This window comes from Desulfuromonas sp. KJ2020 (genome assembly GCF_024197615.1).
Taxonomy (GTDB): domain Bacteria; phylum Desulfobacterota; class Desulfuromonadia; order Desulfuromonadales; family SZUA-540; genus SZUA-540.
Genome location: NZ_JAKUKE010000001.1, coordinates 817,439 through 830,964, shown reverse-complemented (window position 1 = coordinate 830,964; position 13,526 = coordinate 817,439). Strand labels below are relative to the sequence as shown.

Annotated in this window: 17 protein-coding genes; 3 read left to right on the top strand and 14 right to left on the bottom strand. The window is 60.7% G+C overall.

Annotated elements, in window-relative coordinates:
* The first annotated feature begins 32 nt into the window (after nt 1-32).
* Nucleotides 33-776 carry an iron-sulfur cluster repair di-iron protein gene (gene ric / locus MJO47_RS03775; RefSeq protein WP_253959785.1) on the top strand — a complete coding sequence of 248 codons (744 nt, stop codon included), beginning with the start codon at nt 33-35 and terminating at the stop codon, nt 774-776.
* A 34-nt stretch (nt 777-810) separates the two neighbouring features.
* Complete coding sequence (locus tag MJO47_RS03770; RefSeq protein WP_253959784.1) at nt 811-1,434, top strand: DUF6448 family protein; 624 nt, start codon at nt 811-813, stop codon at nt 1,432-1,434.
* Nucleotides 1,435-1,479: 45 nt separating this feature from the next.
* Here MJO47_RS03770 and MJO47_RS03765 read toward each other — a convergent pair whose 3' ends face one another.
* The 4 genes from MJO47_RS03765 to MJO47_RS03750 all read right to left on the bottom strand — a co-directional run bounded on the left by MJO47_RS03765 (nt 1,480) and on the right by MJO47_RS03750 (nt 4,042).
* Nucleotides 1,480-1,830, bottom strand: coding sequence for a DUF488 domain-containing protein (locus tag MJO47_RS03765; protein WP_253959783.1), 351 nt, complete (start codon nt 1,828-1,830; stop codon nt 1,480-1,482).
* 10 nt (nt 1,831-1,840) lie between these two features.
* A complete protein-coding gene (locus tag MJO47_RS03760; protein ID WP_253959782.1) occupies nt 1,841-3,196 on the bottom strand; it encodes an MFS transporter in 1,356 nt (451 codons plus the stop codon).
* Between the two features lie 147 nt (nt 3,197-3,343).
* Nucleotides 3,344-3,502, bottom strand: a complete 159-nt coding sequence (locus MJO47_RS03755; RefSeq protein WP_253959781.1) for a hypothetical protein — start codon at nt 3,500-3,502, stop codon at nt 3,344-3,346.
* Nucleotides 3,503-3,565: 63 nt separating this feature from the next.
* Nucleotides 3,566-4,042, bottom strand: coding sequence for a hypothetical protein (locus MJO47_RS03750; protein ID WP_253959780.1), 477 nt, complete (start codon nt 4,040-4,042; stop codon nt 3,566-3,568).
* A gap of 200 nt (nt 4,043-4,242) precedes the next feature.
* Between MJO47_RS03750 and MJO47_RS03745 the strand changes: the two genes are divergently transcribed.
* The gene (locus MJO47_RS03745; RefSeq protein ID WP_253959779.1) at nt 4,243-4,713 is read left to right on the top strand and encodes an RT0821/Lpp0805 family surface protein; all 471 of its coding nucleotides are present in this window, start codon (nt 4,243-4,245) and stop codon (nt 4,711-4,713) included.
* A gap of 86 nt (nt 4,714-4,799) precedes the next feature.
* On the opposite strand, the gene ybgF is transcribed toward MJO47_RS03745, so the two are convergent.
* The 10 genes from ybgF to pyk form a co-directional block, all read right to left on the bottom strand.
* Nucleotides 4,800-5,588 carry a tol-pal system protein YbgF gene (ybgF, locus tag MJO47_RS03740; protein WP_253959778.1) on the bottom strand — a complete coding sequence of 263 codons (789 nt, stop codon included), beginning with the start codon at nt 5,586-5,588 and terminating at the stop codon, nt 4,800-4,802.
* Between the two features lie 63 nt (nt 5,589-5,651).
* Nucleotides 5,652-6,206 (bottom strand): peptidoglycan-associated lipoprotein Pal, encoded by a 555-nt coding sequence (gene pal, locus MJO47_RS03735; RefSeq protein ID WP_253959777.1) that lies wholly within the window; start codon nt 6,204-6,206, stop codon nt 5,652-5,654.
* A gap of 113 nt (nt 6,207-6,319) precedes the next feature.
* Nucleotides 6,320-7,615, bottom strand: coding sequence for a Tol-Pal system beta propeller repeat protein TolB (gene tolB / locus MJO47_RS03730; RefSeq protein WP_253959776.1), 1,296 nt, complete (start codon nt 7,613-7,615; stop codon nt 6,320-6,322).
* Between the two features lie 3 nt (nt 7,616-7,618).
* Nucleotides 7,619-8,464, bottom strand: a complete 846-nt coding sequence (locus MJO47_RS03725) for a TonB C-terminal domain-containing protein (protein WP_253959775.1) — start codon at nt 8,462-8,464, stop codon at nt 7,619-7,621.
* Nucleotides 8,465-8,499: 35 nt separating this feature from the next.
* On the bottom strand, nt 8,500-8,922 hold the full coding sequence (gene tolR / locus MJO47_RS03720; RefSeq protein WP_253959774.1) for a protein TolR: 423 nt from the start codon (nt 8,920-8,922) through the stop codon (nt 8,500-8,502).
* A gap of 2 nt (nt 8,923-8,924) precedes the next feature.
* The gene (tolQ, locus tag MJO47_RS03715) at nt 8,925-9,596 is read right to left on the bottom strand and encodes a protein TolQ (protein WP_155874620.1); all 672 of its coding nucleotides are present in this window, start codon (nt 9,594-9,596) and stop codon (nt 8,925-8,927) included.
* Between the two features lie 101 nt (nt 9,597-9,697).
* The gene (locus MJO47_RS03710; protein WP_253959773.1) at nt 9,698-10,426 is read right to left on the bottom strand and encodes a TIGR04282 family arsenosugar biosynthesis glycosyltransferase; all 729 of its coding nucleotides are present in this window, start codon (nt 10,424-10,426) and stop codon (nt 9,698-9,700) included.
* Nucleotides 10,427-10,449: 23 nt separating this feature from the next.
* Nucleotides 10,450-11,217 carry a GTP cyclohydrolase FolE2 gene (folE2, locus tag MJO47_RS03705; RefSeq protein WP_253959772.1) on the bottom strand — a complete coding sequence of 256 codons (768 nt, stop codon included), beginning with the start codon at nt 11,215-11,217 and terminating at the stop codon, nt 10,450-10,452.
* 104 nt (nt 11,218-11,321) lie between these two features.
* A complete protein-coding gene (gene queC, locus MJO47_RS03700; RefSeq protein WP_253959771.1) occupies nt 11,322-12,011 on the bottom strand; it encodes a 7-cyano-7-deazaguanine synthase QueC in 690 nt (229 codons plus the stop codon).
* Between the two features lie 49 nt (nt 12,012-12,060).
* Entirely contained in the window at nt 12,061-13,509 is a 1,449-nt protein-coding gene (gene pyk, locus MJO47_RS03695; RefSeq protein WP_253959770.1) for a pyruvate kinase, read from the bottom strand.
* Between the last annotated feature and the right edge of the window lie 17 nt (nt 13,510-13,526).

Genomic DNA, 13,526 nt, shown 5'->3' with positions numbered 1-13,526 from the left:
TCTGGCGTTTTTTCAGAAAGTAGAGGTGACCTATGACAACCAAGACCACAACACCGAAACCAAACCATTTGGAACAGACCGTGGGCGACCTGGTCGCTGAGGATTACCGAAACGCGGCCATCTTTGAGAAACACGGTATCGACTTCTGCTGCGGCGGTCAGGTGACCCTGGGCAACGCCGCCCGCGACAAGGGCCTTGACCCCGACGACCTCCTTCGTGAACTCAAGGCAGCCAAAGAAACGGCGACTGGCGGGCACGAAAACTACACCGCCTGGGATCTGGCCTTTTTGGCCGATTATATCGTCAATACCCACCATTCCTGGCTCAACGACCATCTGGGTCAGATCGCCGCCTACGCCCACAAGATCGCCGAGGTCCATGGCGAACACCACCCCGAGGTGATTCGCATCGCCACCCTTTTCGACGGCATCGCTGCCGACATGGTAGAGCACCTGCGCGAAGAGGAAGAGGTCTTCTTTCCCGCCATCAAGCGCATCGAAGCCGCCCACCAGGCCGGCACCGCACCGTCTATGGAAGATGCCAGTCTCTTGCGACGGACTCTGGAAACCCTCCATCGCGACCATGAGGCCATTGGCGAGGCGACCCACGAAATCCGTCGTCTGGCTGGCGACTACACAATCCCTGCCGATGTCTGCAACACCTTCGCGGTTACCTATCGCCTGCTCAAGGAATTTGAGGATGACCTCCACAAGCACGTGCATCTGGAGAATAATATCCTCTTCCCCAAAGCGGCCAAACTGTTGCCGGCGGCATGAGGCTGTCGGGATTCAAGATTGAAAGGAGTTTGCGATGAAAGAAATGGGACGACAGGCGCTGTTGAGACGGGCAACTTTTTTCCTGCTGGTGGTGGGCTTGCTGCTGCCGGGGCTGGCCGCCGCCCACTGCGATGCCCTCGACGGGCCGGTGGTGGTCGAGGCCAGGGCTGCCCTGGAAAGGCAGGACGTGGCCCCCGTTCTTAAGTGGGTAAGAGCCGCCGATGAAGAGGCCATACGCGACGCCTTCGCCCAGACTGTCGCCGTGCGGCAGCTCTCCCCAGCCGCCCAAGAGTTGGCCGATCACTACTTCTTTGAAACCCTGGTGCGTATTCACCGGGCCGGCGAAGGGGCACCCTACACCGGCCTCAAGCCTGCCGGCGCCATCGCTCCGGTTGTAGCCCGCGCTGATCGGGCCCTGCAGCAGGGCTCCGTCGACGACCTGGCCAAAGCCATTGCCGCCCACGCGGAAGAAGGTGTGCGTGACTATTTCCAGCTTGCCCATGAGGCCCGGCAGCAGGCCGACAGTAGCGTGGCGGCCGGACGCGAGTTCGTCGAGGCCTATGTTACCTACGTACATTATATCGAGGGCATCGCCAAAGCCGTGCATGAGGCACCCCATCACGGCCAGCCCGCGGCGCCGAGCGCTCATCAGCACTAGGCCACCCCCCTTGAGGGCAGGCTCGTCTGTTGGCGGGCCTGCCCCTCACTTCCGACGGAGCAGGTAGTCCCGCAGCGCCACGGCGTTGTTGTGCTCCTCGTCGCGGGCGGCGTAGACCAGAGTCAGGGTCCCCTGCCTGGCCCGCTCCTGCAGTTCTGTCAGCGCCTCCCCCTTCGCCTCCAGTTCCTCGAAGTAGCGGCGCCTGAATTCTTCCCACCGGTCCGGATCATGCCCGAACCACCGCCGCAGCTCACGGCTGGGCGCGATCTCCTTCAACCATTCTTGTACCTGCAGTGCGTCCTTGGACAGGCCCCGCGGCCACAGGCCATCGACCAGCACGCGATAGCCATCCTGCGCCTGGAGCGGCTCATAGGCTCTTTTCAGGTAAACGGACATCCTCTCCTCCTCAAGGGCTTGTCTCCTCACTCCTCCTGAAGCGATAGTAAAAAAGGGCCAGGGCCAGCAAATCGGTACCTGCCGACAACAGAAAGACCAGCCGATAAGGAGTCGCCGACAAGGCTTGCGCACCGAGGCCGGGGGCCATTTCCAGCAACCGGGCGGCCACGGCGGCACCGAAAGCGCCGGCAGTAAAGAAGACGAGATTGTAGAAACCCATGCCAATGCCGGTCTGCGCGTGCGGGAGGGTCAGGGATATAGTCTTGGCCAAAGCCGCGTGAATGAGCGAAAAACCGACATAACAGACCATCAGCACGAGGGCGACAGCATAGGCCGAATGGCCGGCCATCGCGGCCAACGACAGAAACCCGACACTGAGCAGAACCAGACCGCTGCGCACCACCACCGTGCTACCGACCCGATCCGCCAGGCGACCGCCGATGTTACCCAGAATGGCAGCCGCCATAGCACCGGGGAACAGGGCCAGACCGATCTTGAGGGTGTCGAGCTGATGGATCTGCCGCAGAAGCAGGGGGATGAGAAAAAACATGCCGAAGACCGTCCCCACGGCCAGAAAGACAGTCAACAATCCCAGGCTGTAACGGGAATTGACAAAAAGAGAGACCGGCACAAAGGGCGCCGGATGGCGGCGGATGTGGCGGACAAAGACCAGCAGGGCCAGCGCCCCCAAGGGCAACGCCCAGGCTTCCCCCTGGGCCACAAAGAGCAACAGCAGCACCACGGCCGTAGCCAGATAGCCGGCGCCGAGGCGGTCGAACTCCCCGCGAGACCCGGCTTCGGCCGTCAGAAATCGCCAAAACAGGGGGATAGCCGCCAGGGTCATGTGCGAGAGGAGGAAAAGGGTACGCCAGTCGAAACTCCCGGCCAGCAGGCCGCCAACCAGCGGGCCCACGCCCGAGGCAAAGGCGACGGTGGAGGCAACGGCCCCCAGCACCCGCCCCCGCATCTCCGGCGGAAAGTAGCGCGTCGCCACCAGCATGCCCATGGCCGGGATGGAGCCGCCGCCGACCGCCTGAATAAAGCGGGCGCCGATCAACAGGGGATACCAGTCGGCGACGGTGCCCATCAGGGCGCCGACGTTGAAAAAAAGGAGGCCGATGGTAATGAGGTTGCGTACGGGGAAAAGATCGGCCAGTTTGCCGTAGGTGACGGCCGCCAGGGCGAAGGCGACGATATAGATGGTGATCACCCAGCTGACCTCGCCGGGGGAGAGGCTGAACTCGGCGGCGATGTCGGGAACCGCTACATTGAACATGGTGCCGTTCAGAACGGAGAAAAAAACGATAAAGCACAGCAGCGGCACCAGGCGCCGGCGTTGCTGGTCCGTGGCGGAGGGATGTTCCATGATCGTCTCGGGTCCGTCGATAAAAAGGGGAAAAAGCACCCGACCAGTCAGCGAGGCCGGAATATCCCCCCTTTTTTATCCCATAAAACGGAAAAAGGAAACCGCCCCGTCGAAGACCGCCCGACTGACGAGGACTTGGACCGGAACTCAATCCCTGAACAGCAGATGAATCATATTGATCGGGAAGCCGGGATCCGGCTCCCTGGCCAGAACGTAAATGGCCAGGCCCAGGGCCACGGCAGCAAGGAACAGGTAGAAGGCCATCCGCCCTGACCTTATCGGGGCTCTCCTGTTTTCATCGGACATGACACGCATCTCCTCTCTGATGAGCAGCGCCTAGCGAGTCAGAACAGAGGGATGGATTCCGCCTCAATTCTCGGGCAGAAAGTGCTCTTCATAGGTGTACTCAAGTTGCTGCAGGATGCGGGTCTGATCGTCGCCCAGGACCGTGAAGAGCTCGGACATCGGGGCGCCGCTGCACTCTTCCGCCATGTCGCGGTAGAATTTAAGCGCGTCCTTGGACAACTGGATGGCGAAGGCCAACGCCTTGCGATTATCGGCCTTGGCGTCGATCTGACTGGGATCACAACAGTTCAGCAACAGTTCCATGGTCGGTACACGGCCCTGTACGGACTGCTGGTCGATTTCCCCCTTGAGCGCCGCCCCTTCCAGCTTGTGTTTGATCTGCAAGCGGTCGATCGCCGCGTCTCGCAGTATGGCTACGGCCGCCTCATCCCTGACCAGGCGAATCGCCTGCAGAAAATGCTGGTATATGCGGCCCTCCACGTCGATGGCGGCGTCGCAGGCCCCGTCAAAAGTTAAACAGGCGTTTTCAGATTTATTCATGCTCCACCTCCCCGGCTTAAATACCTTTCCTACTCCCTAAGGCTACCACCTTCCTCGGCAGGGGCAATCCTCCGTCCGGATAAAACCGATCAAACGCTTTCCAGGTCCTCGCCTTGACAGCCTGCGGAGCACCGCTATACTCGAATTTACCTATTTTATGCCGGGATGACCAAATTCATCTTTTTGAGGGGAACACTGCGATGAAAAAAGCCTTAGCCCTGCTGACCCTGTTCATCATGCTGCTGACCAGCTGTGCGCCGACTGCTGGCCCCAAAGAAGAGACCGGTACGCTCCTGGGCGCCACCGGCGGCGCTCTGCTCGGCGCCCAGGTTGGTTCGGGGCGGGGCCGTCTGGTCGCCGTCGCGGTCGGGACTTTGGCCGGCGCTCTGCTCGGGCAGGAGATCGGACGTTCCCTCGACCGTGCCGACCGCCTGGCCATGGAACAAAACGCCCAGTATGCCCTGGAATACACCCGGACCAATCAGACGACCAACTGGATCAACCCCGACAGCGGCAACTCGGGCACCTTCACCCCCGTACGCACTTATCAGGCCGCCGAAAACCAGTATTGCCGGGAATACCAGCAAACGGTCATCATCGGCGGGCAGCAGCAGTTGGCCTACGGCACGGCCTGCCGGCAGCCGGACGGCTCCTGGCTGATTGTCAAATAGCTCATTCAGATATCTTTCGCTTAAAACAGCAAAGGCGGCCTGCGGCCGCCTTTGCTGTCTGAACTGTCGAGATGATGGGCTCCTGGCTACCAGGTGGCCAGGCGTTCGCGGGCTTTCTCGGCTTCCGCCGACTTGGGGTAGGTCTCCATCACCTTCTGCATGATAACCTTGGCGTTCTTGACGTCGCCCAGGGCGTGAAAGGCCAGGCCCTGCTTCAACATGGCGGCCGGCGCCTTGGGGTTGTCCGGATATTTTTGAATCACGTCCTGAAACTGCAAAATGGCGTTTTCGAACTTCTTCTCGCCATAGTAGGCCTCGCCGATCCAGTACATGGCGTTGACGGCGAGCGGATGAGCTGCATGATCCTGCACGAAATCACTCATCTTTTTTCGCCCTTCAACAAAGTTGCCCTGCTGGCGAATCAGCGCCAGACCTTCCTCGTAAAGCGCTTCGGGGGACGAGGCCGGCACGGCATTGCCGGCTGCCGGGATCGCTCCTGCTGTCAGGCCAGCCATCCTGTCTTCGAGGGAAGAAACCTTCAGGCTCAGATCATCGCGGATCAGGGCCATTTCCTGACGGGTTTCCTCACGCTGGCGGTTGAGGTCTTCCAAACGGCCACTGACAGCCTGGACATCCACGCGCAAGGTATCCACCGCCGCCTGGAGATCAGCGACCTGGCGGCCGACCTCGTCCAGGCGCCTTTCGCCCGGCGCGGCCTGACGCTGCAGGGCCGCATTGCGTTCAAAGGAGGCCAGCCGGCGCTTCATCTCCTCGAGATCCCGTTCCATGCGCAGGTCTCGCTGGGTCGGTATGCAGCCAGCCGTCATGACCGCCAGCAACCCCATCAGCACGATTACTTTCCACCCTTTCACCATTCTTCTCCTTCAGCGGCAAAACGGGGGCTGTGCTTCTGCAGCACAGCCCCTTAACAGCGACTATCAGCGAACGGCCTTGAATTCAGCTCGCCGGTTCTTGGCCCAGGCCTCTTCTGAGGTACGGGGGTCAAGAGGAATTTCCTCGCCATAGGAGATGATCGTCATGCGATCTTCTGCCACGCCGAGAGAAACGACATAGTTTTTGGCCGCGGCCGCCCGGCGCTCACCCAAAGCCAGGTTGTACTCGTCGGAACCTCGCTCGTCGCAGTGCCCCTCAATGACCACTTTGACGCCAGGGTTGTTTTTCAGGTACTGGGCGTTGTTGGCCAGCACTTCCCGGGACTGCTCGTTCAGCGTGTATTGGTCGAACTCAAAGAAGACCCGCTCAAGGCCAGTGATCACGTCGGCGTCGACCAGCCCGGGTGACTCAGTAAAGGCCTGTTCGTCGAAAGACTGCTCCTGGAAGCCGCCGCCATCGGACGGAACGGTCTCCTGGGTGAAGCCTGCCTGATCCGACTCCAAAGTGTCACTCGGAGCCGGTTTTTTGGCGCAGCCGGTCGCCAGCAGCGCTACCAATATCCCCAGAAAAATCCCTTTTCCAAACTGACGTACGTTCATGATCCTAGACTCCTTTCAGAAATACAGCATTATAGAGAACTTCGAATATGGACGGCTTGCGATGCAAAAAGCATGGAAATCATATACGTAACCGCGGAGAAAAAACAACCTATTTACCAGGAAGAGGACCAGGCCGGATGCCGGCTTTCCCCCCCTGACGGCGATATCTGACGGGAGCCGCTGCCGTCAGCCCGCATGATGTAAATGGCTTTTTCGCCCTTTTCGTCGGAGGAATAGACGATAAATCGTCCGTCGGGGCTCCAGCGGGGATGTTCCTTGCTGCCGGGCCCGAAGGTCAGGCGGCGCTCATCGCTGCCATCGGGGCGAATGGTGAAGATGTCAAAAACGCCCCCTTCCAGACGGCTGAAGACAAGGCGGTCCCCCTTGGGGCTCCAGGCCGGGGTGGCATTGTATTTCCCGTCCCGAGTCAGTCGTCTGACTTCGCCCTTGATGACATCGACAATAAAAATATGCGGATTGCCCAGCCGGTCGGAGACGAAGGCGATCTCGTCGCCACGGGGACTCCAGGTGGGGTCGACATCGATTCCCCAGCTGTTGGTCAGTCGTTTGTGAATGGCGCTGTTCATGCCCAGAAGGTATATTTCGGCGTTGCCGTCCCGCGACAGGGTGGCGGCGACCTCCTTGCCGTCTGACCGATAGCGGCCGGAGATATTCAGACCCCGCCGATAGGAAAAACGCGCTTCGCGCCCGGAATAGATCTCCTTACGGTAGAGATCGGGGTTGCCACCCTTGTAGGAGGTGAACAGAATTTCCTTGCCGATAGGGGAAAAATCGGGATTGAGGACGATGGAGCGATGGTCGGTGATGCGCTTGACGTTGCGACCGTCTACATCCATCAGATACAGTTCTTTGTGACCGCTGTGCGAACCGACAAAAGCGATGCGGGTATTGAAAGGACCCAGCTCCCCGGTGAGTCCTTTGAGCACCTGATCGGCAAAGGTATGCCCCATGCGGCGCAGATCGGCCAGCTTGCCCTGATAGCGCCGCCCGGTCAGCATGCGGCGACTGCCCACATCGAACAACCGGGCCTCGATGACCAATTCGTCCCCCTGCACGGCATAACCGCCCTTGACGAGGGACTGGGCGCCGAGCAGGCGCCACTGCTCAAAGTTCACTTCGGCGCTGTTCAGGGTCATTCGGGAGGCATCGCTGAGGTACGATTCCCGCGGCAGCAGGGCGAAGAGGCCAGAGAGGTCAAAATCGCCTCGCAGCAACTCGTCCAGCTCGCGAGCCACCTCCGGGCGGGCGCTCTGGCCCGGCAAGGGCAGAAATTCGGTCACCGCCAAGGGAATGGCCTGCTTGCCCGGGGCGCTTATGACGATCTGGGCGGCGGCAGGCAGGCTTGAGGACAACAGCAGTAACAGCAGCAGCCAACAGGTACGTATCATGGATTACTCCAGCAGATCTTTGAGGTTGAATGTCACGTTCAGGTCGAGGGGGCGCCCTGGTTCATTCGGTAACTCCTTAAGCTGCAGGATGGCCCGACGGACCGAGTCGTCAAAACGGCTGTCCCCCGATTCCTTGGTGAACTCGTAATTACGCAGATTCCCGCGGGCGTCGAACTGCAGACGCACCTTCGCCTCGAGATCAAGACGCCCCACCTGGTATTTGGACAGACTCCAGGCCGCTTTGAGGTAATCGTGAATCCAGGCGTCATAGGAGACCCCTGCTTCGGTCCCCTTACCGGTGGGCATACCTACGGGGGCCTGGCTGGTCGACGGGCTGCGGGTGTCGCTCTGGCTCAGCCGGGCCAGCTTCTGTTTCAGCTCTTCCAGCTCCTGCCGCCGCCGCATCTCCTCGATAGCCTGCAGGGGGTCTGACTGCGCCGCCGGGGCGGCGGCCTTTTTCTCGGCTGGCTTTGCCGCCGGCTTGACAGGAACTGCCGGTTTCGGGGCTGGCTTGGGAGCGGGTTTAGGCGCAGGTTTCGCTTCGACCTTGGGGGCGGGCGGCGCCGGCTTGGGCTGAGCCGGCGGTGGGGCCGGCTGGGGCGCCGCCGGTTTTGTGGTTTCCGTCGGCCGGGCGTCGGGCCGTCCGGCTTGCGGGTCTTTCACCGGCAGATTCACCAGGTCGACATGATAGACTTCCCGTGGCGGCGTCTGCCGCAGGGGAATGAGGCCGACGGTAAAGGACAGGACCACGGCCAGGTGGGCCGCCAGCGAGAAGACCAGCATGCGTCCCAGGCCGGAAGCCGGCGTGGATCGAGGCCCGCTCGGAGCTGTCTGCTTGACTGTCTTCATATCAGGTTATCCGTGCCCGCATCCGCAGCCTCATTTCAGGGCTCCGGGGGCTGCGACACCATCCCCATCTTGCTGACGCCGGCCTTGCGAACGGCCGCCAGGACCTGCACGACCTTGCCGTAGGGGACATCCCGGTCCGCCTGCAGAAAAACTTCCTTCTCCTTGCGCGTGCTGAGCATCTGCTCCAGGACGGGGACGAGCTTGTCCGCATTGTCCACCCGGGAACGCCCGATGGAAATGACGCCCTTCTTGTCAACGGTGAGGATGAGCGGCTCGTTGGCCGCCTCCAGGGTCGGAGCCTCGGCGACCTCCGGCAGGTTGACCTCGACGCCCTGATCCATCATCGGCGCCGTCACCATGAAGATGATGAGCAGCACCAGCATGACATCGACAAAGGGGGTGACGTTGATCTGGGACAGGGCTCTGCGACTGCTGCTGTCACGCCGACCGACTTCCATCTTCAGCCTCTCCGTCCCATGCGCTCGACGATGTTGAGGAATTCCTGACTGAAATTATCCATCTCGCCCGTGAGCACATTGACTTTGTTGACAAAATGGTTGTAGCCCACCACGGCGGGGATGGCCGCCACCAGGCCGATGGCCGTGGCCACCAGGGCTTCGGATATCCCCGGCGCGACGACGGCCAAGGAGGCGCTGCCGGTCTGACCGATGCCACGGAAGGAATCCATGATGCCCCAGACGGTGCCGAACAGGCCGATAAAAGGGGCCGTCGAACCGGTGGTGGCCAGAAAGGTGAGGAACTTTTCCAGGCGCTGCGTCTCCTGGGTGGTGGCCCTACGCAGGGCGCGGGCCACACTCTCAGCCCGCCCGAGGTCGGCGGAGAAGGCCGGCTCTTCGTCGGGATCCCGGCGGCGCTGATCTTTGAGCAGCTCCTGATAGGCTTCGCGGAAGAGGACGGTCAGGGGGGAATGGCGGAAATCCTTGAGTCCCTGACCGATGACGTCCAGACGTTTCTTGCTCCAGAAAAAATCGAGAAAACCTGAGGAATCCTTAGTGGCCCGATGGATTTCACGAAACTTGAAAAAAATGATGGCCCAACTGACGATAGAAAAATAGGCCAGTATTAACATGACCAGTTTGACGACCGGTCCGGCGTTCAGGATGAGATCCAAAATAAGGCCTCCTTTTAGGTGGTGCGCGTCCGTACAAGGGGTGAATTATCGGTCATCCTCCGGCGCCTGTCAATGTCTATCGGCTGGAAAAACCCGCAAAATCAACCCCTTTGACTTTTTAACCCTTCAATTAAACTCAGATATTTCCCCAGATGAGTTCGCACGAAACAGGCCGCCTCGCTCGTGGGAGAACGTTCGAGCAGTCGCCCCAGCGAGGGAAGGTCATCGACATCATCCCAAGGGGCCAGCTCCCGATAGTTCAGGCTCAATTCAGCGACCCGGCGCCGCGTTTCCGACAGGACCTGGGCCGTACTCCAGGGAATATCCCGGAAGAGGCCGGGATGATGGCCCCGCTCGCCCACGAGGACATAGCCGCCATCCCGGGCGGGAATGGTGAGGGCAGTCACTTCCTCCAGGAGCTGAAACGCCTCCTTCACCGGGGCCAGTGGAATATCCGGGCTGTCCGAACCGACCAGAGCGGCTCCGGCCGCCCCCTGCCTGAACAGGAAGCGCAGAGCTCCGTCCAGGCGCTCGCCGAGGTCGTTTCCTTCTTGGGGTTGGAGCGGAATATCGGGAAAAGTGCGGCGGAAATAGTCTTCAGAACCAGCATAGAAGAGGGTAAGGGCCACACCCGTTTGGCGCAGGCGCTCTACCGTTTCCTGCAGGCAGACCTCATAGAATCGAGCGGCCTCCGCCGCGGTCAAAGGTGGGCTCAGCCGCGTCTTTACCTGGCCCGAAATCGGTTCCTTGGCGAATATGCCCAGATGATGCCTCAAGGGGTCTAGGGGAAATGCCCCACCGGGAATGCCTTCCTTATTCACACTTTCCACAGGCTTATCCACAAGTCGGGGACTCAGCGGGTCCACTCGACGAGGGCATAGGCGGAATGATTGTGGATCGACTCAAAGTTTTCGCATTCGACCCGGAACCAGAGAATCTCGTCGACCGCCTTGAGCTTTTGGGTGACGGCCCGCACGATGTCCTCGACAAACATGGGGTTGTCATAGGCCTGCTCGGTGACGGCCTTTTCGTCTTCGCGCTTGAGCAGGGCGTAGACAGGCGCGCTGCCGCAGGCCTCCACCCAGGCAATAAGGTCTTCCAGCCAGACATGGCCCCGGTAGCGGATCTGCACATGGATAGCGCTGCGCTGGTTGTGAGCGCCACGGGCACTGATCTCACGGGAGCAGGGACAGAGAGAGGTAACCGGCACGGTGGCGCCGAGAATAAAGTCGGCCTCATGGCCGAGGGTGCCGATCATCTGGCACTGATATTCCATCAACCCTTTGGCGCCGGAGGCCGGGGCCTCCTTTTCGATGAAATAGGGAAATTCCAGTTCCATGTGGGCGCAGGAGGCGTCGAGGCGATCCTTCATGTCCTGCAGAATGGTGTCGAGACTCTCGATACTGATCTCACCGCGATACTGGTTGAGAATCTCCACAAAACGGCTCATGTGGGTTCCCTTGAAGTGATGCGGCAGGTCGACATACATGTTGATCCGCGCCACGGTATGCTGGCTTTCGCGGCTTTTATCCAGCACCACGATAGGATAGCGGATATCCTTCACCCCCACCTTGTCGATGGCAATGTTGCGCGTGTCTCTCTCCTTCTGCATGTCTGGCATGGACTCCGGCGCTGCACCGTTTGGTTTTTTGTTGCTGTCCTTCATCGTTTCTTCACTTTGTCCTTATCGATATGGCGTCATTTCTCAGGCGCCAGACTGGGTCATCATCCTTGCTGGCGGACGTAGTCGATGGGGTCTTTTACCCCGACTTCGGCAAACCCCTTCAGGCGCAGCCGGCAGGAGTCGCAGGCGCCGCAGGAGAGGCCCTCCGGCGTGGGATCATAGCAGGAGTGGGTCAGCCCGTAGTCAACGCCCAGTTCCAGGCCGCGCCGAATGATTTCCCCCTTGGTCAGGGTCATCAGCGGGGCGTGAATCCGGTAACGGCCCCGCCCCTCCACGCCTTCCCGGGTAGCGAGATTGGCCAGGGTCTCAAAAGCGGCGATATATTCCGGGCGGCAGTCGGGATAACCCGAATAATCGAGGGAGTTGACACCGATGTAGATGTCGAAGGCGCCGAGAACTTCGGCCCACCCCAGGGCAAAGGAGAGAAAGATGGTGTTGCGCGCTGGCACATAGGTGACGGGAATGCTCCCCTCCTCCACCCCTTCCTTGGGCACCTCCATATCGGCCGTAAGGGCGCTGCCGCCAATGCGGCGCAGATCGAACTCGACCAGATGATGGTCTTCAGCCCCGGCCTCTTTGGCGTATTTCATGGCTTTGCTCAACTCGACGCTATGTCGCTGGCCATAGGCAAAGCTGATGGCGTAGGGAGCGAACCCTTCCGCCCGGGCAATCGCCAGGCAGGTGGTGGAATCCAGCCCCCCGCTGTAAAGAACCACGGCTTTCTTTTTCATGAAAAACTATCCCGTCTGTGACTGAAGTAAAAGGCAGGGCACGCCCTGCTTAATGGACCTCGTAGAAGGGCCCCGTGCCCAGCCGGTGCACCTTGAGGAGATTGGTCGTTCCCGGCGCCGACACCGGGCTGCCCATGGTGATGACGACGACATCGCCCACCTGCATGACGCCCGAGGTCAGCACGGCCTGCTCCACCGAGCGGATCTGAGCTTCCGTATCCCCCTCGATGTCGACCCGAATGGAACGCACCCCGGCATAGAGGGCCAAACGACGACGTACCTGGGGCGAAGGCGTTACCGCGTAAATGGGCAGATTGGGCCGGTACTTGGCGACCAGGGCGGCGGTACTTCCCGTCTGCGTAAACGCGAGAATGGCGCCGGCGCCGATGGTCTCGGCCACACGAACGGCAGCCTGGCCGATGGCTTCCGGCAGGCGGCGGTACCCAAGAATTTCGTCAAGCGGGTGAAAGACCTGATCCTTCAGTTCCGGATCGCCCTCCACATCCTTGGCGACCCGGACCATGAGAGCGACGGCCTCGACAGGATAGCGACCGGAGGCGGTCTCTGCCGACAGCATGATGGCGTCGGTGCCATCAAGAATGGCATTGGCCACATCGGAAGTCTCTGCCCGGGTCGGGCGGGGGTTGCTGACCATGCTCTCCAGCATCTGGGTGGCGGTGATGACCGGCTTGCCGGCCTGGTTGCACTTGCGGATGATCTGCTTCTGGATGAGAGGCACTTTTTCGGGACTCATCTCTACGCCGAGATCCCCCCGGGCCACCATGATGCCGTCGGCCGCCTCCAGAATCGCATCAAAGTCGGCGACCGCCTCGGGTTTCTCGATTTTGGCGATAATGGGCAGCGTCACCTTGTCCCGGTACAGCAGGTCTTTGAGGTCCAGCACATCACTGGCCTTGCGCACAAAGGAGAGGGCCAGATAGTCGACCCCTTCGCGAAGGCAGAAGGCCAGATCCTCCCGGTCTTTTCCCGTCAAAGCCGGCGTCGAAACCGCCACACCCGGCAGATTGATGCCCTTGCGATTCTTGAGGGTGCCGCCCACGACCACGCGGCAGCGCACATCGGTTTCGTCTTTCTGCAGCACGGCCAGCTCAAGCAAGCCATCGTCCAACAGGATGCGGTCACCGGCCGCCACATCCCCGGGCAGGCCCTGGTATTCCGTTGGGATAACGCCGTCGGCACCCTCGACGCTTCGCGTGGTCAGCACGACTTCGCGGCCGGAGATCAGCTCTATGGCACCGCCCTGAAGCAGACCGGTGCGGATTTTCGGTCCCTGCAGGTCTCCTAGGATAGCCACGGCCCGCTGCCGGCGTTTGGACAGTTTGCGGATTCTCTTGATAATGACGGCCTTTTCGGCATGTCCGCCGTGGGAAAAATTCAAGCGGAACACATCAGCCCCCGCTTCCATCAGCGCCAAAAGACCTTCTTCCGTCTCGCAGGAAGGTCCTACCGTTGCGACGATCTTGGTTCGGCGAAACATCAAATTCTCTCCACCAA

What these genes read in the sequence shown, in the direction of transcription:
- ric (WP_253959785.1), top strand. Translation starts at nt 33, where the DNA reads ATGACAACCAAGACCACAACACCGAAACCAAACCATTTGGAACAGACC.
- MJO47_RS03750 (WP_253959780.1), bottom strand. Translation starts at nt 4,042, where the DNA reads ATGAATAAATCTGAAAACGCCTGTTTAACTTTTGACGGGGCCTGCGAC.
- ybgF (WP_253959778.1), bottom strand. Translation starts at nt 5,588, where the DNA reads ATGGTGAAAGGGTGGAAAGTAATCGTGCTGATGGGGTTGCTGGCGGTC.
- folE2 (WP_253959772.1), bottom strand. Translation starts at nt 11,217, where the DNA reads ATGCCAGACATGCAGAAGGAGAGAGACACGCGCAACATTGCCATCGAC.
- MJO47_RS03760 (WP_253959782.1), bottom strand. Translation starts at nt 3,196, where the DNA reads ATGGAACATCCCTCCGCCACGGACCAGCAACGCCGGCGCCTGGTGCCG.
- tolR (WP_253959774.1), bottom strand. Translation starts at nt 8,922, where the DNA reads ATGGAAGTCGGTCGGCGTGACAGCAGCAGTCGCAGAGCCCTGTCCCAG.
- MJO47_RS03755 (WP_253959781.1), bottom strand. Translation starts at nt 3,502, where the DNA reads ATGTCCGATGAAAACAGGAGAGCCCCGATAAGGTCAGGGCGGATGGCC.
- pyk (WP_253959770.1), bottom strand. Translation starts at nt 13,509, where the DNA reads ATGTTTCGCCGAACCAAGATCGTCGCAACGGTAGGACCTTCCTGCGAG.
- MJO47_RS03725 (WP_253959775.1), bottom strand. Translation starts at nt 8,464, where the DNA reads ATGAAGACAGTCAAGCAGACAGCTCCGAGCGGGCCTCGATCCACGCCG.
- MJO47_RS03765 (WP_253959783.1), bottom strand. Translation starts at nt 1,830, where the DNA reads ATGTCCGTTTACCTGAAAAGAGCCTATGAGCCGCTCCAGGCGCAGGAT.
- MJO47_RS03745 (WP_253959779.1), top strand. Translation starts at nt 4,243, where the DNA reads ATGAAAAAAGCCTTAGCCCTGCTGACCCTGTTCATCATGCTGCTGACC.
- MJO47_RS03770 (WP_253959784.1), top strand. Translation starts at nt 811, where the DNA reads ATGAAAGAAATGGGACGACAGGCGCTGTTGAGACGGGCAACTTTTTTC.
- pal (WP_253959777.1), bottom strand. Translation starts at nt 6,206, where the DNA reads ATGAACGTACGTCAGTTTGGAAAAGGGATTTTTCTGGGGATATTGGTA.
- tolB (WP_253959776.1), bottom strand. Translation starts at nt 7,615, where the DNA reads ATGATACGTACCTGTTGGCTGCTGCTGTTACTGCTGTTGTCCTCAAGC.
- queC (WP_253959771.1), bottom strand. Translation starts at nt 12,011, where the DNA reads ATGAAAAAGAAAGCCGTGGTTCTTTACAGCGGGGGGCTGGATTCCACC.